The following is a 24,099-nucleotide window of genomic DNA, read 5'->3' as shown; positions in this document are numbered from 1 at the left end:
CACGGTGACCGCGGCGACGAGCCAGAGCGCGCGTAGTTGGCCGCGAACCTGGTCGGTTACCACGTGGGCCGGATACGTCAGCCGTACGGCACCGACGACCTGTTCGCCGCTGAGCACGGGCACGGTCACGTAGAGCAGATCGGTGCCGAGACTGTCCGAACTGCGTTGGCCGGTGGTGATCTGTCCCGACAGGGCCGTACCGATCTCCGGACGAGAGCGGTAGGAGGAACCGGCGGTGGCCTGGTCGTCGTCGGAGGTGGCCACGGCGGTGCCGGAGGTGTCGACGATCACCACTCGGGCGCCGCTGCTGCGGTGGTAGCGCTGTGCGTCGGTGACCAGGGCCGGATCGGGGACGCCGGCCTCGAGCACCTCTTCGCTGCGGCCGGCGAGTACGAACGCATCCCGTTCGAGGGCGGTGGTGATGCGTTCGCGTTCGGTCCGCATCAGATAACTCCCGAGGGGAAGGTCCTGCACGATCACCACGGCCAGGGTGATCGCCATGAACGCGGCCATCAGTTGCCATCTCACGCGGGCACCGCGATCCGGAAGCCGACCCCGCGTACGGCCTCGATCCAGCCGGGATCACCGAGCTTCTTCCGGATGGCGGCCACATGGGCGTCGAGGGTCTTGCCGGTGCCGTACCAGTTGGCGCCCCACACCTGATGCAGGATCTCCGAGCGCCGGTACACCGCCCCAGGATCTTCGGTGAGGTGGCAGAGTACATCGAACTCCTTCGCGGTCAGCTGTATCTCCCGCTCTCCGAGGTGCACCCGCTGGGTCCGCCGATCGATGGTCAGCGTCCCGACCACCTGGATCCCGGCCCGTGCATGCGGAGTGTCCCTCGAGTCGGCCACACGTCGGCCGACGGCGCGGATACGGGCGACGAGCTCACGCATGCCGAACGGTTTGACCACATAGTCGTCGGCTCCCATCTCCAGGGCCAGGACCCGGTCGATCTCGTCAGCGCGAGCACTGAGCACGATGATCGGGATCTTCGATCCGGCACGAATGGTGCGGCACACATCGGTGCCGTCCATGTCCGGTAGCCCCAGATCCAGCAACACGAAATCCGGGCCGGTCTCGGATACCGCAGCCACGGCGGCCGCGCCGGTGGCCACTCGCACGGCCTCGAATCCGGCACGGATCAATCCGTCGCACACCCCGTCGGCAACGGAGTCGTCGTCTTCGACCACAAGAACCAGCACATGCGCATTATCGGCTCGTCACCCACGTGACCGTCACCGGGCAGCGGCCCCTGGATCGATCTTGGACGAATCTTGTATCTTCCCGGGGCCCTCCTTAACCGGAGCCCCCCTACCGTGGGGACCCATGAGATCGAAAACGGCGGTGATCGTGGCCGCGGTGACCATCCTGGTGATCGGAGCGGCCGCTCTGGCCGTGAACACCAGGATCCTCAACGCCTCGTCCACCAGCGACATCGGCCGCGCCGACCAAGTCCTGGTCCCCGGCACTGCGCCCGCGGGCAACGGAACATCGACGCAGCACACATCAACGCCCCCTGCCACCGCGCCGGACGAGGACAACGAGGAACCGTACGACGACGAGGAACCATACGAGGAACCGGATCGGGAACACCCCTTCCCGCACAGGAGCAAACATGAGCCCGACGACTGACCGGCACACACTGCGACGGTCACGGGCACTGCGCTCGAAGATCACCACCGCCATCCTGTCCGGCGGCGCTGTACTCGCCCTCGTCGCCGGCATGGCCACCCACGCCACCGACAACTCATCGGCGCGAACGGCCACCCCGGCCGACCCCGACTCCGCTGCACCCGGTACCTCCGCCGATCGCTGGGCCCCGGCGGCGGTACCCGCACCGAGCGCACCCCGAGGCACAGTCACTGTCCCGCATGCGACCTCCCGCGGATCCGGAGGTTGAAGTGCCCCCCGATTCCAACACCTTCGAACACCGCGACCGCGGCTCGTCCACGGCGGGGATCGTGCGGCACGACCGCCGCCCCGCTATGGGTGGTACCGCAGCGATCACCGTCGTCGGCGGCCCATCCGACCTGGCCGACCTGTGTTTTGCGCGATTTGCGGAAATCGAACAGGCGTGGAGCCGTTTCCTCGACACCAGCGATGTCTGGCGGCTGAACTGGGCACAAGGACGCCCGGTACGGGTGCGGCCCGACACCGTGCGTCTGGTGACCGAATTGATCCGGGCGTGGGCGGTGACCGGCGGTGCCTTCGACCCCACCACCCTGCCTCAGCTGATTGCTGCCGGTTACGCCGCCAGCTGCACCGATCCGACCCGACGCACCACCCTGCCCGACACCGCCACCTGGCCGGGCGCGGTCTCCGAGATCGACATCGCCGGCCTCGAGGTCCGGCTTCCCCGGGGCACCACCCTCGATCCAGGAGGACTCGGCAAAGGACTGGCCGCCGACATGCTCACCGAGTTCGCCCTCGACCACGGCGCCGAGGGGGTACTCGCCGAAATAGGGGGAGATCTCGTCGTCGCCGGCACGCCGCCCGACGGGGATGCCTGGACCGTCGGCATCGACGATCCCTTCACTCCAGGCACGTTGGTGACCGTGGTGCGGTTGACCGCCGGAGCCGTGGCCACCTCGAGCCGCCTGGTGCGCGTATGGACCGGCAGCAAGGGTCGCGCCCACCACCTGATCGATCCGGCCACCGGCATCAGCGCCCGCACCTCGACCGTGACAGCCACGGTCGTGGCCGGAAACGGAGCCCGGGCCGAAGCCCTGACCAAGCTCGCCTTCACTGGGGAACCCGACCGATTGGTTCGCCGAGCCCCGCACCTCAGCGCCGCAGCCCTGGTGCTCACCGCCGACCGACAGCAGCACCGATCCGTCAACTGGAATGAGTTCGAATGAACGACCCGTCTCTGTGGTGGTATGTCACCCGTGCCAGCGCCCTGGTGGCGTGGGTGACGATGACCATCTCGGCGTTGTGGGGTGTGTTGCTGTCGACACGCATCCTGCGGGCAGTCGACAATCCGGTGTGGCTGCACGAGATGCACCGCTGGCTCGGCGGCACAGCCCTGACCATGACGGCACTGCACCTGCTCTCGCTCATGCTCGACACCTGGACCCGGTTCTCGGTCACCGACCTACTCGTCCCGCTGGCCGCCGACTACCGGCCCGGGCCCGTTGCTCTGGGCATCGTGGCGTTCTACCTGCTGCTGGCCGTCTACGGATCCTCGCTGCTGCACACCCGACTGCCTCGACGATGGTGGAAAGCGCTGCACTACGGCAGCTACGGGGCCGTGGTGCTCGTGTCCTTCCACGCCGGATGGTCCGGCACCGACGTCGGCACCTGGGGATATCGGCTCGTCGCCTTCATCCTGCTGGTTTCGGCGACGGTGGCGGCGTTGGTGCGCACCCTGTCCGGCCCCGGGCGGCCAGTCACCGACGCGTCGACGCCGCAACCACGGGCGATGCCCCGGCCGATGACCATCACCGCGGTACGCCCCCTGGCCGCCGACATCGTCGGGCTCGATCTGGCACCGGCGGACGGAACCATACTGCCGGTGTGGCAACCCGGTGCCCACCTGACGGTGCATCTGCCGAACGGACTGCAACGCCGATACTCGTTGTGCGGTGACCCGGCCGAGCGCAACTGCTATCGCATCGCGGTGCGCCGGATGCCGCACTCACGTGGCGGCAGCGCCTGGGTGCACGATCACGCCGTTCCCGGCACCGTCGTGGGCGTGTCCGGCCCGGACAACCACTTCGGTCTCGAACCAGCGGGCGACTACCTCTTTCTCGCTGGAGGAATCGGCATCACCCCGATCAAGACGATGATCGAATCCCTACCGGCACACCGGTCGTGGCGGCTGATCTACGTCGGACGCAGCCGCACGACCATGGCCTTCTGCGACGAACTCGAGCGACGATGGCCCGAACAGGTCAGCATCCTCGCCCGCAACGAAACCGGCACGCGTCCGGATCTGACCCGCATTCTCGCCGGAACCACGGCCACGGTGTACTGCTGCGGCCCCGCATCGATGACCAACGAGGTGACGACCCTCGTCCCCGCCACGCGCCTACACGTCGAACGCTTCACCGCTGCATCGACTACGCCGACCGCTTCACGTCGCCCCTTCGAAGTCGTGTGCGCCCGCAGTGGCCGTCACGTTCAGGTGACGGAACACCAGACACTTCTCGACGCCCTCGAAGACGCTCAAATCCCGGTCGTCGCGTCTTGCCGCGAGGGCGTGTGCGGTGCATGTGCCGTACACATCATCAACGGACACGTCGAACACCTCGATGCGCTCCCGCTCACTCCCGAACGAAACGCGCAGAACATCATGTATCCCTGCGTATCCCGCTCCCGCAGCCCCCTGCTGACCCTGGACCTGTAACGTGGTGCGGCGCGGCAGCCAGGTCCGGGCACCCACACCAGCGGCGCAATCAGCCGCTGCGCATTGCATCCGATGCATCGACCGGCCAGCAGTCCCAGGCGCGGTCCACTCTTCAAGCGGCAGCGGCCGAAATCCACTTGGCCAGAGCGTGTTTCGTCGGCGTATCGGATTTCGGTCAAGTCTACAGCGTCGCATACACGGATGCTGCGCCTGGCTGCACCGCAGCACCTGAATCCCCTGCTGCGGCAGGTCGCCCAGCGCGCGGTCCGCGTCGCACGCCCGCCCTCTCACTACACGCAATACGGGTATGCCGGCGTCGGCAACGCGGTAGGGTTTGCCCAAGCGTAGGGTCGGCCCAACCGGAGGCGACATGGGCATGCTCGGTTCGCTGCGCACCGCGACGGTGGGGTTGATCGTCGTGCTTCCCGGCGTGTTCCTGGCCGGCTGCACGTCCACCGACGCCGCGGATCCGACCGACGCCGCGGCCCCGGAATCGGCCGTCCCGGCCTACTGCCAGCAGATGGAACCCGACCTGGCCGGCCTGGCCGACAGCATGAACGTACCGGGTGCGGCCGTCATGGTGCTCTCGTCGGAGCTGGGCGACTGCCTGCTCACGTTCGGTTCGCGCACGGTCGCGGAGCAGGAGCCGATCGGCTTCGACGACCAGTTCCGCATCGGCAGCAACACCAAGCCCATGACCGGCACGATCGTCCTGCAACTCGTCCAGGAGGGCAAGCTCAGTCTCGACGACCCGGTCTCGAAGTATCGCGACGACGTGCCCAACGGCGACGACATCACCATCGAGATGCTGCTGAACATGCGCAGCGGCCTGGCGGATTACAGCGGCCTGCCCGAGATCGCCCGGTCGATGGACGAAACGCCCGACCGCGTCTGGACGCCGGATGAGCTCCTCGCACTCTCTTTCGCTCAGCCGGTCGCCTTCGCACCCGGCGAGGGGTACCTCTACTCGAACGCCAACACAGTCCTGCTCGGGCTGATCATCGAGCAGCTCACCGGCGAACCGGTCGAGCAGGCAATCGACGAGCGGATCTTCGAGCCGCTCGGCTTGGAACGCACGCTGATGCCCGCCCGGACATCCAACGTGATCCCCGAGCAACACGCGCGGGGCTACCTTTTCGGCACGGTCACCGACTTCGTCGCCACCGGCGGGGTGTTGCCGGCGGAGCAGGCTGCCGAGGCGGCCGCGGGAACGTTGCAGCCCGAGGACGTGACCGACATCAATCCCTCCTGGGGATGGGTCGCCGGCGCGGGGATCTCCACGAGCAACGACCTCGCCCGCTTTGTAAAGGCGCTCGTCGACGGTGATCTGCTGGACGACCGGATGCAGGAGGAGCGTCTCGCCAGCGTCATCTCGATCGACCCGGCCAACCCCGACAGCGCCGCCTACGGCCTGGGGATCGCGAAGTACGGCAGCCTGTACGGACACAGCGGGGAGCTTCCCGGCTACAACTCGTTCATGGGACACGATCCGGAACGCGACCTCACCGTGATCGCCTGGGCAAACATGATGACCGGACCCGACGGACAGCCGACCGCGGCCGTCCTCTCGCAGGCGGTGATCGACGAGCTCTACTGATCGGATCTCGGTCGCAGGCAGCTCTTCGGTACTGGGGCGAACAGCGCTGCGGCACATCGCGTCCGGTGCCTGACCACCCGCACACCCAGCAGCGCCCTGTCGTCGAGTGGATGACGCAGCTCGCCGGTCGCAGACTCGGGCGACACCCCAGTTGAGATCACCACACTGGGGAGTGCATGACCGATCATCTGCCTCTGGCACCGTGTCCGGTAACAGACTGGAGCGATGAGCGTCGCCGAGCTGCTTTGCGCAGCACTCGGTTGGGTCACCGTTGGAGGCGGTTCGCGCGTGTGCGCCGAGCTTTGATGTGGCTGACCCTCGTTCTCGTGGCGCTGTTGACGCTGTACGGGCAGTACTGGATCCATGACGTTGCACCGGAACGGGCCCGTTTGGCCCACACCCAGCCGTACCTGCATCCGATCTTCGATGCTGCGGAGCCCGCCGACCGGACCACCGCAGTCGTGGATCTGGTCGGGTTGGGCAATCTCGACGCCACCGACACCGCCCGCGCGCTTCCGGCATTGGCCGAGCTGGGTCAGGTGTGGGGGGTGCAGTACGACAACGCAGGCCTCGACACCGCCGTGATCGCCCGGATGATCCTCGATCGTGCCGAACACACCGAGGTGGAGCGGATCGTGCTGGTCGGACACAGCATGGGCGGCATCATCGCTCTCGAGGTGGCCGAGCATGTCGTCACCGATCCGGAGGTGAACCTGCTGGCCGTGATCTTGGACTGCACGCCGATCGATCTGCACGCGGTGCGGGCCGATGCACGAGACACCGGGGAAGATCTGCTGCGCTGGATGGGCTGGCTGCCCGGAGCACGGGAAAGCCGCACGTTGCGCCTGGCGGTCGAAACCGCGGCCCGCAAAGACCACTATCTCGTCACGCGCCCGAACCGCTTGCCCACCGTTGATCCCGGCGCGCTGGTCGAAGCGGTCACCGAAGTGCTCCAGGACAAGATCTTCTCCACCGATGCCGCCAGCAACGGGTTGATCGAGGCGCAATTCGAGGCGATCGTGGCTTCCGGTGCGCTCGACAACCTCGGGATGCTTGCGTCCCATCGGAGGAACCGGCGACCTCCGGCGGTGGTGTTCCTTCGACCCCGGCACGGGACCGATGACGAGGTCGTCGATGTGGACTACACCCAGAAGGTTCTGTTCGACCGCATCGGCGGACCCCAGGGCTTCTTGCGGGTGGTGCGACTCGCGGGCACCGGGCACGCCGATCCGATCCAGCGGCCGCAGGCCTACAACTCAGCGCTCGAGTCGAGGGTCGTCCCGTTCCTCGAGCGCCTCGCCCGAGAGGCCGAGCGCCCGATGGTCGCAGGTGGGCGGTAACGCTCTCTTCGCAATACCGGACCCAGGACCTGAACGAGCGCTAGCTCCAGCCGTGTGCGATCGTGGGGCCTATGACTGCCAACGATGCGACGATCCTGTCGACGCTGCTCGACACCCGGTACAGCTGCCGCGCGTTCCTGTCCAAGCAGGTGCCACGCGAGGACATCGAACGCATGCTGCGGATGGCGCAGCGCACCCCGTCGTGGTGCAACTCGCAGCCGTGGCAGGTTCACGTGACCAGCGGTGATGCCACCGACCGGCTCCGCGCCGCGACGTACGAGCAGGCCGTCTCCGGGGTTCTCGACCCGGACATCGCGGGCCCCGCCGAATACCGCGGCGAGTATGCCGAGCGCCGGCGCAACGCGGGGTACGCCCTGTACAACGCACTCGGCATCGCCCGCGACGACTACCCCGAGCGTACCCGGCAGATGCTCGAGAACTACCGGTTCTTCGGCGCCCCGCACGTCGCGATCATCACCAGCGACAAGCAGCTCGGAACGTACGGCGCCGTCGACTGCGGCGGCTACGTCGCCACTCTGCTGCTCGCCGCGCAGTCCCTCGGGATCGCCGCCGTACCTCAGGCGGCGGTCGCGATGACGGCAACAGCCCTCCGGAAGGAGCTGAACATCTCCGACGAGCGCGACATCGTGTGCGCGGTCTCGTTCGGCTACGCCGACGAGTCGCATCCGGCGAACACGTGCCGGACCGACCGCGCCGAACTCGACGACGTCGTGCGGTGGGTGGAGGACTGACCACCCCCAGGGGTGCTGTTTCGTGAGGCCACGGAGGCGCACGCTCGAGGTGTCGAATTCCCGCACCGAGAGGAACCACCGTGACCGATACCGAAACCGAAGCCCTGCTCCGCAATTGGGTTCCGCGGGCCGTCGCGGGTGAACCGCACGCCGTGGGTGTGGTGGTGCGCTCGGTCCATCCCCACGTGATGCGGTTCTGCGACGCACGGATGGACGCGCACACCCGCGCCCACACCCCGGTCGAGGATCTCGTCCAGGAGGTGTGCCTCGCGCTGACCCGCGCGCTCCCCCGTTACCGCGACCAGGGAACCTCGGTGCTGCGCTTCGCTTTCGGTATCGCCACCCGGAAGATCGCCGACGCCCGCCGCGGGGCGGCCCGTTCCGTGCCACACGTGCACGAGGTGACGGTCCCCGGCCCCGAGGAAGCCGTACTCGACGAGGAGTTGATCACCGCCGCGCAGCAGCTCATGACGACGCTCCCCGAACAGCAGCTGCTCGTGCTGAAATTGCGGGTCATGCAGGGCTACAGCACCGAACGCACCGCTGCGATGCTCGGCACCACACCGGGCGCGGTCCGCATCGCCCAGCACCGGGCGCTGAATCGTATTCGGGCGCAGCTCAATCGGATTGAGCGCGCAGATACCGTCCGAAGTGCGGGACGGTGAACCCGATGAAGCCCCGCTCGGCGGAGTAGATCAGCCCCTTTTTGATGAGCCCGTCCCTCGCCGGGGACAGCGACGCCGGTTTCCGCCCGAGCTCCGCTGCGATCTTCGACGTGGCGACGGGCCCGTCGTCGCCGGACAGGTCGGCCATCGCACGCATGTATTCCCGTTCGGCGGGCGTCGCGCGTTCGTACCGGGATCCGAAGAACCCGACGGCGAGTTCCTCCTCGGCCGCCGGCGCGGCGACCCGCACGTCGTCCGCGGTGATCGGACTCGCCGCTGCCACGTCCCACGTCGCCTTGCCGTAGGCCTGCACGAAGTACGGGTATCCGTCGGCTGTTTCGTAGAGGGCATCGAGCGCGTCCTGCGTGAATTCCACGTCCTCGCGCGCGGCGGGGGCGATGAGCGCGAGGTCGGCGGCGGAACGGTCCAAGCGGTCGATGCGGTGATAGGTGAACAGCCGCTCCGAGTAGCTCTTCGACGCGGACAGCACTGCCGGTAGGTGCGGCAGGCCCGCGCCGACGACGATGAGCGGTGCCGCATCCTGGCTCAGTTCGTGGCAGGCCCCGCAGATCGCCGACACGTCGGCCGCGCCGAGGTCCTGCATCTCGTCGATGAACAGCGCGATGCCCACGCCGACGTCGCGGGCCAATCCGGACGCGTCGACGAGCAGTTCCACCAGGTCGATCTCGATGTCCCCGGAATCCGCGCGACCCTTGACGGCGGGCGCGTCGATCCCCGGCTGCCAGCGTTCCCGCATGCCCTTGTCCGCGGTGGCGCGCAGCGCGAACGATTTGAGGACGCCGAGGAAGTAGTCGACCGACTCGCGGTCCGGATGGGCCGCCGCGATCTCCCGCACCGCCATGTGCAGCGCCGACGACAGCGGTCGCCGCAGGTCCTGGTCGGGGCGCGCTTCGATCTTGCCGGTTCCCCAGCTGCGGGCGATCGCGGCCGAGCGCAGCTGGTTGAGCAGCACGGTCTTACCGACGCCGCGCAGCCCGGTGAGCACGACGCTCCGTTCCGGACGGCCCCGCGCGATGCGTTCGAGCACCACTTCGAACGCCGAGAGCTGCCTGTCGCGGCCGGCGAGTTCGGGCGGGCGCTGTCCCGCGCCCGGGGCATACGGGTTGCGGACCGGGTCCATCGGTCGATGGTAACGACAGGCCTGCGCGATTCCGCGTTCATCCGAACGGTGATTCGCGGCGGTTCCGGATCGGACGTCGGCCGCGCGTCGGCCGGGTCCGCGGGAAGCCACGAAGTGCCGTCGTCTCCGGCCCGGCCGGGGAACAATAGGGTCCTCCGAAACACACCGGACCGGCACTCCGGTCGGCGCGCCGGTGACAGGGTGTAAGGGGGTAGCCGCGATGACCTGGGCATTGCCCGCGATCGCCGTAGTCCTGCTCGGTTTCGCGGCGATCTCCCGGCGAGTGGAGGGCACGCCGATCACCGCTCCGATCGTCTTCACCGTCAGCGGACTCCTGCTCGGCGTCGAGGCGGCCGGTGCGGTCGACGTGCACGTCACCGCCGAGATCGTCAAATTACTGGCCGAGGTGACCTTGGCGCTGGTGCTGTTCTCCGACGCCGCACGCGTCGACCTCCCCGAACTCCGCACCGAGATCTCCTTGCCCGCACGACTTCTCGGGATCGGACTGCCGCTGACCATCGCCGCGGGATTCGGTGCCGCCGCGATCGTGCTCCCCGGCCTCTCGTGGCCCGAGGCGATGCTCCTCGCGGTGATCCTCGCCCCCACCGACGCCGCGCTCGGCCAGGCCGTGGTCACCCTGCCCGTGCTGCCGACACGGATACGGCAGGGATTGAACGTGGAGAGCGGGCTCAACGACGGTATCTGCGTGCCGTTGTTCCTGGTCGTGCTCGCGATCGCGCAGGCCGAAGCAGGCACGATCGGCGGTGGTGCGGCCGCCCGTCTGGTTGCCGAACAGATCGGGTACGGGATCGTCGCCGGGGCCGCAGCGGGTGCACTCGCCGCCGCGATCCTGGTGACCGCCGGCCGACGACACACCCTCGATCCGCTGTGGGCACACACCGTGCCGGTGACCGCGGCCCTGCTCGCCTACACCGCCGCCGTGCCGCTGGGCGGGTCCGGGTTCATCGCCGCGTTCGTCGGCGGACTGACCTTCGGTGCACTCCGGCGCCGCTCCGACGTCGACGACGGCAACGCCGGGCGCATGATCGACGAGGCCGGTGACCTGTTCAGCGCGGTCACCTTCATCGTCTTCGGCGCCGTGCTGCTGGGCCCGGCCCTCGGTCATCTCTCGTGGGCAGTGCTCGGATACGCGGTCGCGAGCCTGACGGTGGTGCGGATGATCCCCGTCGCACTGTCCCTGATCGGCACGCACCCGCGGGCGCCGACCGTTGCGTTCCTCGGCTGGTTCGGGCCTCGCGGCCTGGCCACCATCGTCTTCGTCATCCTCATCGTCGAGGAACCGGGTGAGTTGCCCCACGAGGAACTACTTCTGACCACCGCGGTGATCACGATCGCGCTCTCGGTCCTGGCGCACGGGCTCACCGCCGCTCCGCTCGCCGTCCGCTACGCCACGTGGTTCCAGGACCACCCACGCCCGGAGAATCGGGTTTCGCGGTGAAGCCCGATCACCGCTCGATTCGGGTGCGCAGCAGCTTCGCCTCCACACCCCGGAGCCCGGTCGCCTATCCCGTCCTGCCCGGCGTCCCCGGCCTGACCCCGACCGACGCCGGAGAACCCGACTGACAATGCACACATACGCATACTCGACTTTGACATTCGTTTCCATTAACGCGTAGATCTGTGCTCATGGAACCACTCCCCCGATCCGTCGTCGCCACGTTGTCCGTGGGTCTCGCCCTCGCCCTGCTCGCGGGATGCTCGTCGACCGACACAGGCAGCTCGTCGAACCAACCCTCCGAGACCACCGCATGGGACGGCCCCGCCGAGACCGCCTCGGCGCAGCCGCGATTGGCCCTCACCTACGACGGCGGCATCCTCGTCGTCGACGCCACCAACCTCGACGTCGTCGCAGATCTTCCGGTCGACGGCTTCAATCGTCTCAACGCCGCGGGCGACGGGCGCCACGTGCTCGTCACGACGTCCGGTGGCTTCCGGGCACTGGACACCGGCAGTTGGTCCGAGGCACACGGCGACCACGCACATCACTACGTCGGCGATCCCGCTTGGGCCACAGCGGAATTCGCGGCCGACAAACCTGGACATGTCGTCACCCACGCCGGCCGCACCGCGCTGTTCGACGACGGCACCGGCCGCATCGACCTGTTCGACCCGGCCGAACTCGCCGACGGTACCCCCGACGTCGAAACGGTCGCGCTGCCCGAGGCGCATCACGGTGTCGCGGTACCGCTGGCCGACGGCGGTCTCCTCGTCACGCTCGGAAACAGCGGCTCCCGAAACGGAATCGCCGTCCGCGACGCCGCCGGCACAGAGGTCACCGCCAACGAACAGTGCCCGGGTGTTCACGGTGAAGCAACCGCCCGCGACGCGGTCGTCGTCGGGTGCGAGGACGGGATGCTCGTCTATCGGGGCGGAACCATCACCAAGGTCACCGCTCCCGATCCGTATGCACGTCTCGGCAACCAGGCCGGGTCGGCGAACTCCGATGTCGTGCTCGGCGACTACAAGACCGACCCGGACGCCGAACTCGAACGGCCCGAACGCATTGCGCTGGTCGACACAGTCACCTCGGACCTGCGGCTGGTCGATCTCGGTACCAGTTACACCTTCCGGTCGCTCGGTCGCGGACCGGACGGGGAGGCGCTGGTGCTCGGCACGGACGGCAATCTGCACGTCGTCGACGAACACACCGGAGAACTGATCCGGAAGATCGCCGTCGTCGATCCGTGGACCGAACCGGACGAGTGGCAGCAGCCGCGGCCCGCACTGAAGGTGCTGGGCGGCACCGCATACGTCACCGACCCCGCCGACGACGAACTGCACGCCGTCGATCTCACCACGGGCGCGATCACCACCGGCACCCTGCCGCGAACCCCCAACGAGATCAGCGGAACCTGATCACCGCTCGATGCGGGTGCGCAGCAGGAAGGTGTTGTAGTCGGACCAGGTCGAGAGCATGAAGTACACGTCTTCGTCGGTCGACCACGGGTGGAGGAACCCGCCGTACAGTTCGACGTGTTCCTCCACCCCGACTAGGCGGGCGCTCTCCGACCACGCCCCCTGCGGGGTGTCCGACTCGCGCAGCACGATCGCGGCCTTCGCCGTGTCCAGATACGCCATCTGCCATCGGCCCGCGGCCGCGTCGTATCGCACGGACAATTCCGCGGCCGGGCCGTGCACGATCGGTGTGGCCGCGGTGTAACCGCCCACGTGCGTCCAGTTTCCGTTGTTCCAGTACTGGTAGGCGTCGGGCTCGAGCACCCGGTCCTCGGGTACCCGGGCCAGCGCCACCGATCCGAGGCGTGTGTTCGGGGTTCCGAAGAGATACACGTAGCCTTCGGCGGGCACCGCCGCCGCCACCTGGAAGTTCGTCACCCCGAAGATGTTGTCCCACTGGGCATGTGGGTCCTTCGTCCAGGTCGAACCGCCGTCGTCGGAGTAGGCGATGCCGCCGTGGTTGGTCCACCACGTGGCGGGGATGCTGTTCCAGGTGCGGATCGACATGTAGGTCAGGTACTGGCGCGATCCGACCGCGAACCCCGAGGTGGGAATCACGGTGATCTCGACGTTGTCGAGCTTGCGGCTGCTCAGAATCTCGGCCGCGTGACAGCGCGAGTCCTGCACCATCGAATCGAACGTCATGCCGTCGGCGAGGTCGCGGTCGGTACTGAACGCGAGGACGTTGCTGCGCCAGTCCTCGCCCTGTCCGCCCGGCGGGTGGAAACCCTTGCCGACCGTGTCGCCGAATGCGACGGCGATCCTTCCCGGCTCCGACTCCCACATGATGCCGAGATCGGTGCCGTGCACCTGCCAGCGCTTGTCGGTCCGGTTGATCGAGCCGGCACCGGTTTCCTTGGCAACGGTGGTGACGTCCACGACGTTCGGCACCGGAGGTGCCGGAACCTGCGGGGCGGGTTCGATCGGCGCGATCTCACCTCCGGGTTCGGGCGCGGGGGGCTCCGGCTCGGGTCCGGGCACGGGCAGGCCGAAGTAGAACGGTGTCGGTTTCAGTCCGATGCGGGGCAGCAACGGCGGGGTCCGCTCGGGCTCGTCGGTCAGGTCCGGGCACGGGTCGGTGCACGGGTCCGCCGGGAGGGAGTCCGGTTGGATGCGTACCGGCTCCGGTTCCGGCGCCGGATAGGGCACGGTCGTGATCACCGGGTACGGCACGGGGATGTCCAGATCGGACGGCACCAGCGACTCGTGCTTCCAGGTGTCGGTCGCGCACGGCCCGGTCCCCGGTAGCCCGTCCGGTTCGTCCGCCGAGGCGGTGACAGATTGCCCGGTCGCGACGACGACGGCCGCCAGCACCGCCGCCAGCGGCAGCCCGCGCCGATTCCGTCCCGACCACCTGTCCACCGCCCGCTTCACGGACGAGATCGTGACACAGACACCGGGCCGGTGCAGCGCAGAGGTCCGGCCGACACGCGTGTCGTGGGAAGGACAGCGCACGCCTCGGCGGCACGCTCGCGCATTCGGATATCTACCGGTTTCTAGGCACTACGGTAGATATCCGAATACTGCGGTGTTTCGGCGATCCTCCCTGCCGGGAGTCACGACGCTGCCCCGCGGATCCGTGCGACGATGAAGGCCGGGTCACCGCGACAGGACCCGTGGAGGTGCTCAGAAATGCAGGACGCGACCGTGCGCGACGTCCCCCCGGCGCTCGGGAATCCCGAGCTCGCCGGTCGACTGGCCGGACGCCGCCCGGCAGTGTTCCTCGACTACGACGGCGTTCTCAGCCCGATCGTGGAGCGACCCGAGGACGCGGTGATGTCGGAGCACATGCGCACCGTCGTCCGCGACCTCGCCACCCGCGTCCCGGTGTGCGTCGTCACCGGCCGCGACCGCACCGTCGCCCAGCAGTTGATGGGCATCGACGACCTCACGATCGCAGGCAGTCACGGTTTCGACATCTGGACACCGACACAGGGCGCGCTCTCCGACACGTACGTCGAGCAGTACACCGACCTCGTCTCGGAGGTGACCGCGCGACTCCGCGACGACACGCGCGACGTCCCCGGTGCCCACGTCGAACCCAAACGCGCTTCGGTTGCCGTGCACTATCGCCAGGTCGACCCCGCCGACCGAGACCGCATCTCGGCAACGGTGCAGACCGTGATGGATGCCTACTCCGGCAAATTGAAGCTCACGCCCGGGAAGATGGTGTACGAACTCGGCCCCAACGTCGACTGGAACAAGGGCAAGGCAGTGCTCTACCTCATCGACGTGCTCGGTCTCGACAGCGACGACATCGTGCCGCTCTACCTCGGCGACGACATCACGGACGAGTACGCATTCCAGGCGTTGCGCGACCGCGGGATCGGCATTCTCGTCGGCGACCCCGACGACCCGGAAGTGGCGAATCGAACCACGGCGGCCCGCTACGCACTGGCCTCCGTCGACGACGTGGAACGTTTCCTGGCGACCCTGACCTGACACACCGGTAGGTCGCGTGACTCGGGAGGTGAAACACCGTGCAATCTCCGGATTTCGGACTGGACTACGATCGTTTCGACAGCGCCGCAGAGGGTTTGCGTGAGGCTCTGACCTCCACGGGCAACGGCTTCTTCTGCACGCGCGGCACCGCCGAGTGGGAGGACATGAGTCCCGTCCACTATCCCGGAACATACGTTCACGGCATCTACAACCGCGAGACCACGATCATGGGAGGGCGACCGGTCCTCAACGAGGATCTCGTCAACGTGTCGAACTGGCTGATTCTCAAACTTCGCATCGAAGGCGAGGACGCGATCCGGCTCGACAACATCGACCTGCTCGGATACCGCCACACCTACGACATCCGCTCGGCAACCGTGATGCGGGAGATGACCTTCCGGGACCACTGCGGGCGGGAGACGACGCTGCGGAGCCGCCGGTTCGTCAGCATGGCCGACAGCCACCAGGCCGCGATCGAATGGACCATCACACCCGAGAACTGGTCGGGGCGAGTGGAAGTGGTCTCGGCCCTCGACGGTCGCGTCACCAACCGCGTCGTCGCCCGCTACCGGCAACTCGAGGGCCGGCACCTGGATCCCGTCTCGCCACGCACGTTCAGCGACGAGACCATCGCTCTGCGGGTGCAGACGCGTCAGTCCGACATCTACGTGGCCGAGGCTGCGCGCACCCGGGTCTTCCGGGGAGACAGCGCGGAACCGTGCGAAGTCGAACGCGACCTCTACCAGATGGAGGACTACATCCAGCAGGTGCTCTGTTTCGACGTCGAACGCCGGAAGCCGGTGCGGGTGGAGAAGATGGTGTCGCTGTTCACCTCTCGGGACAACGCCATCACCGAACCTCTGGCCGCGGCCGGCCGGCACGTGCTGCGGTATCCGGATTTCGCCACCGCGTACGCCGAGCACTGGGCGGCATGGGACGAACTGTGGGACATCTGCGATGTCCAGCTGCCCAGCGAACCCCGCGCGCATCTCCTGCTGGGCCTGCACGTCGCGCACCTGCTGCAGGTCTGCTCGCGGCACACCGCACGGCACGACGCCGGGGTCCCGGCCCGCGGATTGAACGGTGAAGCGTACCGGGGCCACGTCTTCTGGGACGAGATGTACGTCTACCCGTTCCTCAATCTCCGGATGCCGGAGGTGACGCGAAGCCTGATCCTGTACCGGTATCGCCGTCTCACCGAAGCACGTTGGGCTGCACAGGATGCCGGATTCCGGGGTGCGATGTTCCCGTGGCAGAGCGGCAGCGACGGCACCGAGGAAACCCAGGAAGTGCATCTCAACCCCCTGTCGGGACAGTGGGATCCGGATCACAGTCGCAACCAGCGGCACATCAACGCGGCGATCTTCTACAACGTGTGGCGCTTCCATCAGGTCACCGACGACGCCGAGTTCCTCGCCGACTACGGCGCCGAACTCATGCTCGAGATCGCTCGCTTCTGGGCGTCGATCGCGCACTGGAACCCCGAACGGGAACGGTACGAGATCCACGGTGTGATGGGGCCGGACGAGTTCCACGAACACTACCCCGGCTTGTCGGAACCGGGACTCCGCAACAACGCGTACACGAACGTCATGGTGGCGTGGGTGATGGCGACGATCCCGTCCATCCTCGAGTCGCTGTCCACGATCCGGCGGCACGCGCTGCTGGCCCGGCTCGCCGTGACCGACGAGGAACTGGGCCTGTGGGACGACATGAGCCGAAAGATGTTCGTGCCGTTTCACATGGGAGTGATCAGCCAGTTCGAGGGATACGACGAACTGGAGGAACTCGACTGGGAGCAGTACCGCGCCACCTACCCCGACATCGGACGCCTCGATCGGATCCTGCGCGCCGAGGGCGAAGATCCCAATCGGTTCAAGATGGCGAAGCAGGCGGACACCGTCATGCTGTTCTACCTCTTCGACTACGAGGAACTCGAACCGGTCTTCGAGCGGCTCGGTTACCCGTTCGACCGGGATCTCGTCGAACGCACCATCGAGTACTACGACGAAAGAACCTCGCACGGTTCGACACTCAGCCACGTGACGTTCGCGTCCGTGCTCGCCGACCTCGACCCGCCCGGCTCCTGGAATCGTTTCATGCTGGCGCTCGAGAGCGACGTCAGCGACCTCCAGGGCGGCACCACCAAGGAAGGCATCCACATGGGGGTGATGTCCGGGACGCTCGACGTACTGCAACGCACCTATGTGGGAACCCGCGTCGAGAACGGTGTCCTCGTGTTCCGGCCGCGGCTCGTCGACCGGCTCGACGGCGTGTCCTTCTCGATCCGGTTCCGCGGCACACCGTTGCGGGTGCGCATCTCCGGAGGAGAACTGACCGTGCTCGCGCAGGCCGTGGGCTTCCACGTCCCGATCCGGGTGGCCCTCGACGGACAGGAACACGAACTCGGTCCGGGCGACAGCTGTGTGTTCACCCTCCCCGCGCAGCGGTCGTCGAGTAACCGGCAACCGCGCGGGGTGCGATCGTGACCCCGGCGGCGACGCCTCCGCCGTCAGGAAGCACCGGTTTCGCCGGCGCGATATTCGACGTCGACGGAGTCCTCGTCGACTCCCCCCACGAGGCGGCGTGGCGACGAGCCCTGCACGAACTGATGGTCGGTGAATGGTCCGGCATCCGGGACGCGACCACGTGGTCGCCGGAGGCCTTCACCCCGCAGGTCTATCAGCGGGTGTTGTCGGGGAAGCCGCGCCTGAGCGGCGCGCGCGCCGCGCTCGAGTACTTCCACGTCCCGGACGCCGCCGAACGAACCGCGACCTACGCGGAACGCAAACAGCAACTGCTGGTGCGCCTGATCGACGAGCGCGCGTTCGAGGCGTATCCGGACGCGGTGCGGTTCGTCCTGGCCGTGCGCGCCGCGGGTATCCCCGTCGCCGCGGCGTCGTCGTCGAAGAACGCCGACCGGTTCCTGCGCGGCATCTCGCTCGCCGAGTTCGAGGGTGTCCCGGACGCGGCGTCCGGCTTCACCCTTCTCGATGTCTTCGACGCGAATCTGTCCGGACGGGACTTCGCCCGCGGCAAGCCGGATCCGGAGATATTCCTCACCGCCGCAGGTGAATTGGGTGTTTTGCCCGAATCGTGCTTCGTCGTCGAGGACGCGGTCAGCGGAATTCTGGCCGCGAAAGCCGGCGACATGGCGGCGCTCGGCGTCGCCCGGTCCGGCGACGCAGACGCCCTGGTGGCGGCACACGCCGACCTGGTGGTGACCTCGCTGGACGACGTCGATCGAACCCGGTTGCTGCACGGGGAACTCGCCACCCGCAGTCGATGACGGCAACGCAACGGAGCAGTCGACGGTAATCTTGCTGCCACGTCGCAATGACAACGATTGTGTAACGTGGCTCGAGTTCATGCCGTACCGGTCTCATGCCGTCTCGAACCCAGGGGGTGCACGCTCGTGCTGTCGTCCGAAATCCGAATCCGGCCCGTGCAGTCGGCACTCGTCGCGCTGGGCCTGATCCTCTCGGCGATCGTCGTGACGAGGTACCTGCAAGATTCGCTCACCGAATACCTGATGGACCTGGACGTGTTCCGCGATGCCGGTGAAGCGTTCCTGCACCACACTCCGCTCTACACGGAGGGCTTCCACACCAGCTCGGGTTTCCGGTTCATCTATCCGCCGTTCGCGGCAGCCCTGTTCGCGGTGTTGCCGCTCGTGGGCAGCACCACCATGCAGTTCCTGTGGACGCTCGGCCTGATCGCGCTGGTCTGGTGGGTGCTGAAGGTCGCGTTCGAACGCATGAACGTCGACCGCGCGCCCCTGCTCGCCACCGCCGCGCTCGGACTGACACTGTGCCTCGAGCCGATCCGGTCGAACTTCGCATTCGGCCAGATCAACATCGTGCTCATGGCGCTGGTCGTCGCCGACTGCCTCGGCGTCATCCCCCGCCGGTTCCGCGGGGTCGGTATCGCGCTCGCCGCGGCCATCAAGATCACGCCTGCGGCGTTCGGCCTGCTGCTGTTGCTGCGCCGGGACCTCCCGTCGGTGGCCCGCGCGGCCGGTGGGTTCATCGCGCTCGCCGCGTTCGGCTACTGGCTGCGGCCCGACTCGTCGGTCTATTTCTGGACCCACGAGGCGTGGGCGACCGATCGTGCCGGCGACCAGGAATTCTTCCGGAATCAGGCGCTGACGGGCCTGATCGCCCGGTTCGACTTCTCCGAGACGGTCACCAAGGGCCTGTGGCTGGCCGGAGCCCTCGTCATCGTCGCCGCGGCCGCGTGGGCTGCCAATCGTTTCCTGCGGTCGGACGAACCGGTGATCGCGCTCGGGGTGATCGCGCTCGCGACGCTGCTCGCCGCCCCCATCGCCGTCACCCACCACTGGGCGTACAGCGTCCTGCTCGTCGCGATCCCGATCGCGCCGCAGTACCGCCGCTGGTGGCCGGTCCTGCTGCCCGCCGCGCTCGTGTTCCTCGTCGGACCGAACTACCTGCTCATCGACGCGTCGTCGCACGGCTGGGTCGAGCAGGCCGTCCTCGAGTTGCTGGGCAACGCCCAGTGCCTGACCGGGATCGCGCTGCTGGTCGCCGCCGTGATCGCCGCCCGGTCGCGCCGCGGAGCCGACACCTCCGCCACGCCCGCCCAGGAGACCGCTCAGCTCCAGAGCGCGCCCGCCGCCACATAGGCGACGGTGCCGGCAACGGTGCTCAGCGCCGGACTGTGACGCCACAGATGGACCGCGACGGTCACGCCGAGCCCGATCACCGCGGGCAGCCACGTCGTCGCACCGGTGTCACGCAGCGTGTACATCACCAGGATCAACATCACTCCGGCCGGCATCGTCGCGCCGAGGAACTTGACCACCGCCGAATCACGCAGGAACGCGAGCGCCGCGAACGGCGCCGCGCGTAGGCCGACGGTGACCATGAACATCACGAACAGCGACGCCAGCACGTAGCCGGCGCCGGGCACCGAGTCAGGCATGGGACACCCGATTGCGGTAGACGAATCGGACGAGCAGCGCCAGCACGAACAACCCGAGCGCGACGGGAAGCATGACGTCCTTGGCGAGCACCAACGCCACCAGACCGCAGACCAGCGCGATCGCGGGCGCGGGCAGGTCGCGATTGATGCGGAAGGCGTCGATCGCGAGCACCGCGCACAGCGCGGTGAGCGCGAACTCCAGTCCCGACAGGCCCGCAGGAAGGGCCGCTCCGATCAGCGCGCCGACCGTGCCCGAGGCCACCCACACCACCTGACAGAGCACCTGCACGCTGAGGACCCGGGTACCGGTCAGCTCGTCGCGGGGTTTCGGGGCGACGATCGCGTACGACTCGTCGGTGAGGGCGTACACGCTGTAGATCCGCCCGGCGCGGCTGCGTATCACCCGCAGCGGGAAGCTCAGGCCGTAGAACACGTGCCGGAAGTTGATCAGCAGCGTCGCCACTGCGAGCGACGCGAACGGGGTGACCGCGCCGATCAGCCCGACCGCGAGGAACTCCATCGACCCGGCGTAGATGACGGTGGAGAAGATCGGCGCCCACCACCAGTCGAACCCACCCTGGGTCAGCACGACCCCGAACGCCAGACCCAGCGGGATCAGCCCGAGACCGACGGCCCAGGAGTCGGCGATACCGGCGCGGATCTGGGCGGAGCGACGGTCGGACACGCGATTCAATCTATCGGTGTCGCCGATTCGCCACGCGTCCCCGGCGGCGGTCGATTTGCCGGTCCCCGGCGGCGGTCGATTTGCCGGTCCCCGGCGGCGGTCGCGTGGCAGGGCCCGCCGTACGATGACTCGTTCAGTTCTCCGATGGAAGGTGCCCCGTGTCCTCGACCCTCGCCTCGATCCCGGACGCACTGGGATCCGCGTGGGACGCGGTGTCCGCGGTCAGCGAGCCGGCCCCGCCCGCCCTGATCGTCACGACCGCCGTGATCGCACTCGTGCTGGTCACCGTGCGGCCGTTGTGGCTCGCGACGCGGCACCTGATCACCCAGGCCCACGAAGGGTCACACGCGCTCGTGGCCCGCCTGGTCGGGAGACGGCTGTCCGGGATCCGGCTGCACAGCGACACCTCCGGGGTGACCGTCTCGTCGGGCAATCCACGGGGTCCGGGCATGATCGCGACCGCGTTCGCGGGCTACGTCGGCCCGGCCGCGCTCGGCTTCCTCGCGGCGACGCTGCTGACGCTCGATCGTCCGGCCGCCGTGCTGTGGTCGGTGCTGGCCGCGCTGGCGTTGCTGATCCTGCTGATCCGCAATCTGTTCGGCTTCCTGTCGGTTCTCGCCGTGGGCGCAGCCATCGGGGCGGCGGCCTACTACGGGGATCCGGTCATCCGCTACACGGCGGCCTATCTGCTGACGTGGGTGTTGCTGTTCGGCGCGACCCGCCCGGTCGTCGAGTTGGCCCGCACCCATCGGCGCGGGGGCGGCGGGGGTTCGGACGCCGATCAACTGCGGTGGCTCACGCACATCCCGGCTGCCGTGTGGATTCTGGTGTTCGGGCTGGTCACAGCCGGAACCGCGGCGTACGGGGCCGCGCGGATCGTGCTCACGCAACTGCTGTGAGCCGTGTGCCTTTGTGGCGGTCAGGGCCGCCAATAGGACACACCGGGCGCTAGGCCACCTCCATTGCGACCGCCCGGACCGGGGCACCGTCGCCGTCACGCAAGCGGATCGGCAGGATGCTGACCAGCGGGTCCGGGAAGTCGATGCGTTCGAGTCCGCAGAGGTTCTCGCAGATGACGCCGCCGGCATCGGCGATAAGCCAGTGCGCGGGGAACTCGCTCGCGCCGGTGGCATCGAGGCTCGGTGCGTCGATGCCGATCGTGCGCACGCCCCGGCCGAGGAGTTCGCGGCACGCATCGGCCGCCAGGTAGGGGTGGGCGAAGTACTCGTCGGTGCCGTAGTGCGCGTCCCAACCGGTGTGCAGGAGCACGATGTCGCCGGGTCCGCACGTTGCGCCGTCGAGCAGGTCCGCGGTGATGGGAGCTCCCGCGGCCAGGCCGCGCACGTCGACGACGACACCGCGCCCGACGAACAGTTCCGGGGCCAGACGGTCGACGGGTTCCCCGGCCGCGCGCATGTGCCGCGGGGCGTCGACGTGGGTGCCGGTCTGTGACCCCATGTCGATGCGCAGCAGGTTGTAGCCGTCCTCGCCGAGGGTGGCGTGCGGGGTGAGGGTCGGCGCGGGATCGCCCGGATAGACCTGGGTGTCCGCGGAGATCAGGCGGCTCAGGTCGACGATCCGGCGTACGCGCACCCGGCGATCGTATCCCTGCCGGCGGCGCCCTATCAGCTCGCGACCACCGCATCAAGAGTGTCATTTTCAATACTTGCAAGTATTGTTCTCTACTGCGAGAGCACGATGTTCGTACCGGCACGCGACAGCAGGGGACGAAGACACATGTTGTGGGAACCGACTCCCGACCAGGAGTTCTTTCGAGACACCACCGCCCGGTTCCTTCGGGACCAGGCACCACCGGCGGAACTGCGCCGCCTCCGTGACGACCCGGCCGGTTTCGACTCCGGTTACTGGCGCCGCGGGGCCGAACTGGGCTGGACGAGCCTGCTCGTCACCGAGGAACACGGCGGCGGCTCGCTCAGCGGCGCGGGCCTGGTCGACCTCACCTTCGTCGCCCACGAGTTCGGCCGGCAGGTCGCCCCCGGCCCACTGACCCCGAGCAATCTGGTGGCCGCGGCGCTGAGCACCCACTACACGGACGCGCACGACAAACCGCTCGCCGCGCTGATCGCCGGAACGTCGACCGCCGCGTGGTGCGTCGACGAACCGCGACCCGGAAGCCGTGCCGGCGCGACTCCGGTCGAGATCCGGGTCGAGGGCGACGAGGTCGTCGTGCGCGGCACGAAACGTCCCGTCGAAGCCGCACCCACCGCAGACTTCCTGCTGGTAGCCGGCCGCACCGGCGACGGACTGTCCCAGGTCCTCGTCCCGGCCGGTACCCCGGGTGTCCGGGTCACTCCCCTGCGTTCGATCGACGTGACCCGCCGCTACGCGGCCGTCGAGTTCGACGAGGTGCGCCTGCCGGTCACGGCACTGGTCGGGTCCGCGGGCGGTGCGGCGTCCGACGTCGAGCACCTGCGACGGCTCGCGATCGTGATCGGTTGCGCCGAATCGGTCGGCGCCCTCCAATCGGTGTTCGATCTGACCGTCGAATGGGCCTTCGACCGTTACTCGTTCGGCCGGTCGCTCGCCTCGTACCAGGCGCTCAAGCACCGGTTCGCGGACATGAAGACGTGGCTCGAGGCGTTCCACGCCCTGGCCGACGACGCCGCCGCCGCGGTCGCGGCAGGAGCCCCCGATGCCGCGGAATCGACCAGTGCCGCAAAGGCATACATCGGTGAATACGGTGGTCTGATGATCCAGGACTGCGTGCAGTTGCACGGCGGAATCGGTGTCACCTACGAACACGATCTGCACCTGTTCATGCGGCGGGCCGCCGCGAACCGGTCGAGTCACGGTAGCCCCGCCGAACACCGACAGCTCGTCGCCGACATCGCTCTGCAGCAGGAGGCCGCACAGTGACTCCGTCACCCGACAACACAGTGACTCCGTCACCCGACAACACAGTGACTCCGTCACCCGAGAACACCGAGACCCTCGACGAATTCCGCGATCGCGCCCGCACCTGGATCCGCGCGAACCTGCGCCCCGCCGATCCCGAAGCCCACATCGGCGTCCTGCGCGCCGAGGGCACGGACGAGGAGGAACTCGCCGCGGTCGCCCGCGAACGCGAGCTGCAGCGCATACTCTTCGACGCCGGGCTCGCCGGGATCTGCTTCCCCCGGGAGTACGGCGGTCAGGGGCTGACCCGCGCGCATCAGCGGGTGCTCGACGAGGAACTGGCCGGATTCGAG

Annotated in this window: 24 protein-coding genes and 1 pseudogene; 18 read left to right on the top strand and 7 right to left on the bottom strand. The window is 68.2% G+C overall.

What is annotated here, in order from left to right:
* Together I0Q12_RS32125 and I0Q12_RS06335 are read right to left on the bottom strand one after the other, a co-directional pair.
* Positions 1 to 528: pseudogene (locus I0Q12_RS32125) on the bottom strand (two-component sensor histidine kinase); the annotation flags it as partial.
* Positions 525 to 1,205: a response regulator transcription factor gene (locus tag I0Q12_RS06335; protein WP_197251125.1), complete on the bottom strand. Its 681-nt coding sequence runs from the start codon at positions 1,203 to 1,205 to the stop codon at positions 525 to 527. The pseudogene I0Q12_RS32125 and the gene I0Q12_RS06335, both read right to left, overlap by 4 nt.
* 124 nt (positions 1,206 to 1,329) lie before the next feature.
* Between I0Q12_RS06335 and I0Q12_RS06330 the strand changes: the two genes are divergently transcribed.
* The 8 genes from I0Q12_RS06330 (at position 1,330) to I0Q12_RS06295 (ending at position 8,705) form a co-directional block, all read left to right on the top strand.
* A complete protein-coding gene (locus I0Q12_RS06330; protein ID WP_197251124.1) occupies positions 1,330 to 1,635 on the top strand; it encodes a hypothetical protein in 306 nt (101 codons plus the stop codon).
* Positions 1,619 to 1,903 carry a hypothetical protein gene (locus I0Q12_RS06325; protein ID WP_197251123.1) on the top strand — a complete coding sequence of 95 codons (285 nt, stop codon included), beginning with the start codon at positions 1,619 to 1,621 and terminating at the stop codon, positions 1,901 to 1,903. The genes I0Q12_RS06330 and I0Q12_RS06325 overlap by 17 nt, the downstream gene beginning before the upstream one ends.
* Before the next feature lies 1 nt (position 1,904).
* Positions 1,905 to 2,861 carry an FAD:protein FMN transferase gene (locus tag I0Q12_RS06320; protein WP_307846063.1) on the top strand — a complete coding sequence of 319 codons (957 nt, stop codon included), beginning with the start codon at positions 1,905 to 1,907 and terminating at the stop codon, positions 2,859 to 2,861.
* Positions 2,858 to 4,351, top strand: coding sequence for a 2Fe-2S iron-sulfur cluster-binding protein (locus I0Q12_RS06315; RefSeq protein ID WP_197251122.1), 1,494 nt, complete (start codon positions 2,858 to 2,860; stop codon positions 4,349 to 4,351). The genes I0Q12_RS06320 and I0Q12_RS06315 overlap by 4 nt, the downstream gene beginning before the upstream one ends.
* A gap of 370 nt (positions 4,352 to 4,721) precedes the next feature.
* Positions 4,722 to 5,948, top strand: a complete 1,227-nt coding sequence (locus I0Q12_RS06310; RefSeq protein WP_197251121.1) for a serine hydrolase — start codon at positions 4,722 to 4,724, stop codon at positions 5,946 to 5,948.
* A gap of 176 nt (positions 5,949 to 6,124) precedes the next feature.
* A complete protein-coding gene (locus I0Q12_RS06305; RefSeq protein WP_197251120.1) occupies positions 6,125 to 7,288 on the top strand; it encodes an alpha/beta fold hydrolase in 1,164 nt (387 codons plus the stop codon).
* A 71-nt stretch (positions 7,289 to 7,359) separates the two neighbouring features.
* On the top strand, positions 7,360 to 8,040 hold the full coding sequence (locus tag I0Q12_RS06300; protein ID WP_197251119.1) for a nitroreductase: 681 nt from the start codon (positions 7,360 to 7,362) through the stop codon (positions 8,038 to 8,040).
* Positions 8,041 to 8,120: 80 nt separating this feature from the next.
* Entirely contained in the window at positions 8,121 to 8,705 is a 585-nt protein-coding gene (locus I0Q12_RS06295) for a sigma-70 family RNA polymerase sigma factor (protein WP_197251118.1), read from the top strand.
* Here the strand turns inward: I0Q12_RS06295 and I0Q12_RS06290 are convergent.
* Positions 8,659 to 9,846: an AAA family ATPase gene (locus I0Q12_RS06290; RefSeq protein WP_197251117.1), complete on the bottom strand. Its 1,188-nt coding sequence runs from the start codon at positions 9,844 to 9,846 to the stop codon at positions 8,659 to 8,661. The genes I0Q12_RS06295 and I0Q12_RS06290 overlap by 47 nt on opposite strands.
* Before the next feature lie 220 nt (positions 9,847 to 10,066).
* On the opposite strand from I0Q12_RS06290, the gene I0Q12_RS06285 reads away from it, so the two are divergent.
* The 3 genes from I0Q12_RS06285 to aztD all read left to right on the top strand — a co-directional run bounded on the left by I0Q12_RS06285 (position 10,067) and on the right by aztD (position 12,723).
* Entirely contained in the window at positions 10,067 to 11,305 is a 1,239-nt protein-coding gene (locus I0Q12_RS06285; RefSeq protein ID WP_197251116.1) for a sodium:proton antiporter, read from the top strand.
* A complete protein-coding gene (locus I0Q12_RS34610) occupies positions 11,302 to 11,430 on the top strand; it encodes a hypothetical protein (protein ID WP_269437552.1) in 129 nt (42 codons plus the stop codon). Before I0Q12_RS06285 ends, I0Q12_RS34610 begins: the two co-directional genes overlap by 4 nt.
* Positions 11,431 to 11,493: 63 nt before the next feature.
* A complete protein-coding gene (aztD, locus tag I0Q12_RS06280) occupies positions 11,494 to 12,723 on the top strand; it encodes a zinc metallochaperone AztD (RefSeq protein ID WP_197251115.1) in 1,230 nt (409 codons plus the stop codon).
* Here the strand turns inward: aztD and I0Q12_RS06275 are convergent, their stop codons facing one another.
* Positions 12,724 to 14,196 (bottom strand): DUF4185 domain-containing protein, encoded by a 1,473-nt coding sequence (locus tag I0Q12_RS06275; RefSeq protein ID WP_374068594.1) that lies wholly within the window; start codon positions 14,194 to 14,196, stop codon positions 12,724 to 12,726. It abuts the gene before it with no gap.
* Between the two features lie 258 nt (positions 14,197 to 14,454).
* On the opposite strand from I0Q12_RS06275, the gene otsB reads away from it, so the two are divergent.
* From otsB to I0Q12_RS06255, 4 genes are all read left to right on the top strand, one after another.
* Positions 14,455 to 15,264, top strand: a complete 810-nt coding sequence (gene otsB, locus I0Q12_RS06270) for a trehalose-phosphatase (protein WP_197251114.1) — start codon at positions 14,455 to 14,457, stop codon at positions 15,262 to 15,264.
* Between the two features lie 38 nt (positions 15,265 to 15,302).
* Entirely contained in the window at positions 15,303 to 17,753 is a 2,451-nt protein-coding gene (locus tag I0Q12_RS06265) for a glycoside hydrolase family 65 protein (protein ID WP_197251113.1), read from the top strand.
* A complete protein-coding gene (locus I0Q12_RS06260) occupies positions 17,750 to 18,553 on the top strand; it encodes an HAD-IA family hydrolase (protein ID WP_248674787.1) in 804 nt (267 codons plus the stop codon). The genes I0Q12_RS06265 and I0Q12_RS06260 overlap by 4 nt, the downstream gene beginning before the upstream one ends.
* Before the next feature lie 126 nt (positions 18,554 to 18,679).
* Positions 18,680 to 19,906: a glycosyltransferase family 87 protein gene (locus tag I0Q12_RS06255; RefSeq protein ID WP_197251112.1), complete on the top strand. Its 1,227-nt coding sequence runs from the start codon at positions 18,680 to 18,682 to the stop codon at positions 19,904 to 19,906.
* Here I0Q12_RS06255 and I0Q12_RS06250 read toward each other — a convergent pair.
* Positions 19,876 to 20,205: a branched-chain amino acid transporter permease gene (locus I0Q12_RS06250; RefSeq protein ID WP_197251111.1), complete on the bottom strand. Its 330-nt coding sequence runs from the start codon at positions 20,203 to 20,205 to the stop codon at positions 19,876 to 19,878. The genes I0Q12_RS06255 and I0Q12_RS06250 overlap by 31 nt on opposite strands.
* Entirely contained in the window at positions 20,198 to 20,890 is a 693-nt protein-coding gene (locus I0Q12_RS06245; RefSeq protein WP_197251110.1) for an AzlC family ABC transporter permease, read from the bottom strand. Before I0Q12_RS06245 ends, I0Q12_RS06250 begins: the two co-directional genes overlap by 8 nt.
* Positions 20,891 to 21,048: 158 nt before the next feature.
* Between I0Q12_RS06245 and I0Q12_RS06240 the strand changes: the two genes are divergently transcribed.
* On the top strand, positions 21,049 to 21,789 hold the full coding sequence (locus I0Q12_RS06240) for a M50 family metallopeptidase (RefSeq protein ID WP_248674788.1): 741 nt from the start codon (positions 21,049 to 21,051) through the stop codon (positions 21,787 to 21,789).
* A gap of 49 nt (positions 21,790 to 21,838) precedes the next feature.
* Here the strand turns inward: I0Q12_RS06240 and I0Q12_RS06235 are convergent, their stop codons facing one another.
* Positions 21,839 to 22,483, bottom strand: coding sequence for a cyclase family protein (locus tag I0Q12_RS06235; RefSeq protein ID WP_197251109.1), 645 nt, complete (start codon positions 22,481 to 22,483; stop codon positions 21,839 to 21,841).
* Between the two features lie 144 nt (positions 22,484 to 22,627).
* On the opposite strand from I0Q12_RS06235, the gene I0Q12_RS06230 reads away from it, so the two are divergent.
* Both I0Q12_RS06230 and I0Q12_RS32120 read left to right on the top strand, forming a co-directional pair.
* The gene (locus I0Q12_RS06230; protein ID WP_197251108.1) at positions 22,628 to 23,767 is read left to right on the top strand and encodes an acyl-CoA dehydrogenase family protein; all 1,140 of its coding nucleotides are present in this window, start codon (positions 22,628 to 22,630) and stop codon (positions 23,765 to 23,767) included.
* A 44-nt stretch (positions 23,768 to 23,811) separates the two neighbouring features.
* Positions 23,812 to 24,099: acyl-CoA dehydrogenase family protein (locus tag I0Q12_RS32120; RefSeq protein WP_307846062.1), on the top strand; the 288-nt coding region annotated here is incomplete at its 3' end.

This window comes from Rhodococcus sp. CX, assembly GCF_015865005.1.
Classification (GTDB): Bacteria; Actinomycetota; Actinomycetes; order Mycobacteriales; family Mycobacteriaceae; genus Rhodococcus.
Note: the sequence above shows the minus strand (reverse complement) of the source record. Positions and strands in the feature narration are given on the sequence as shown.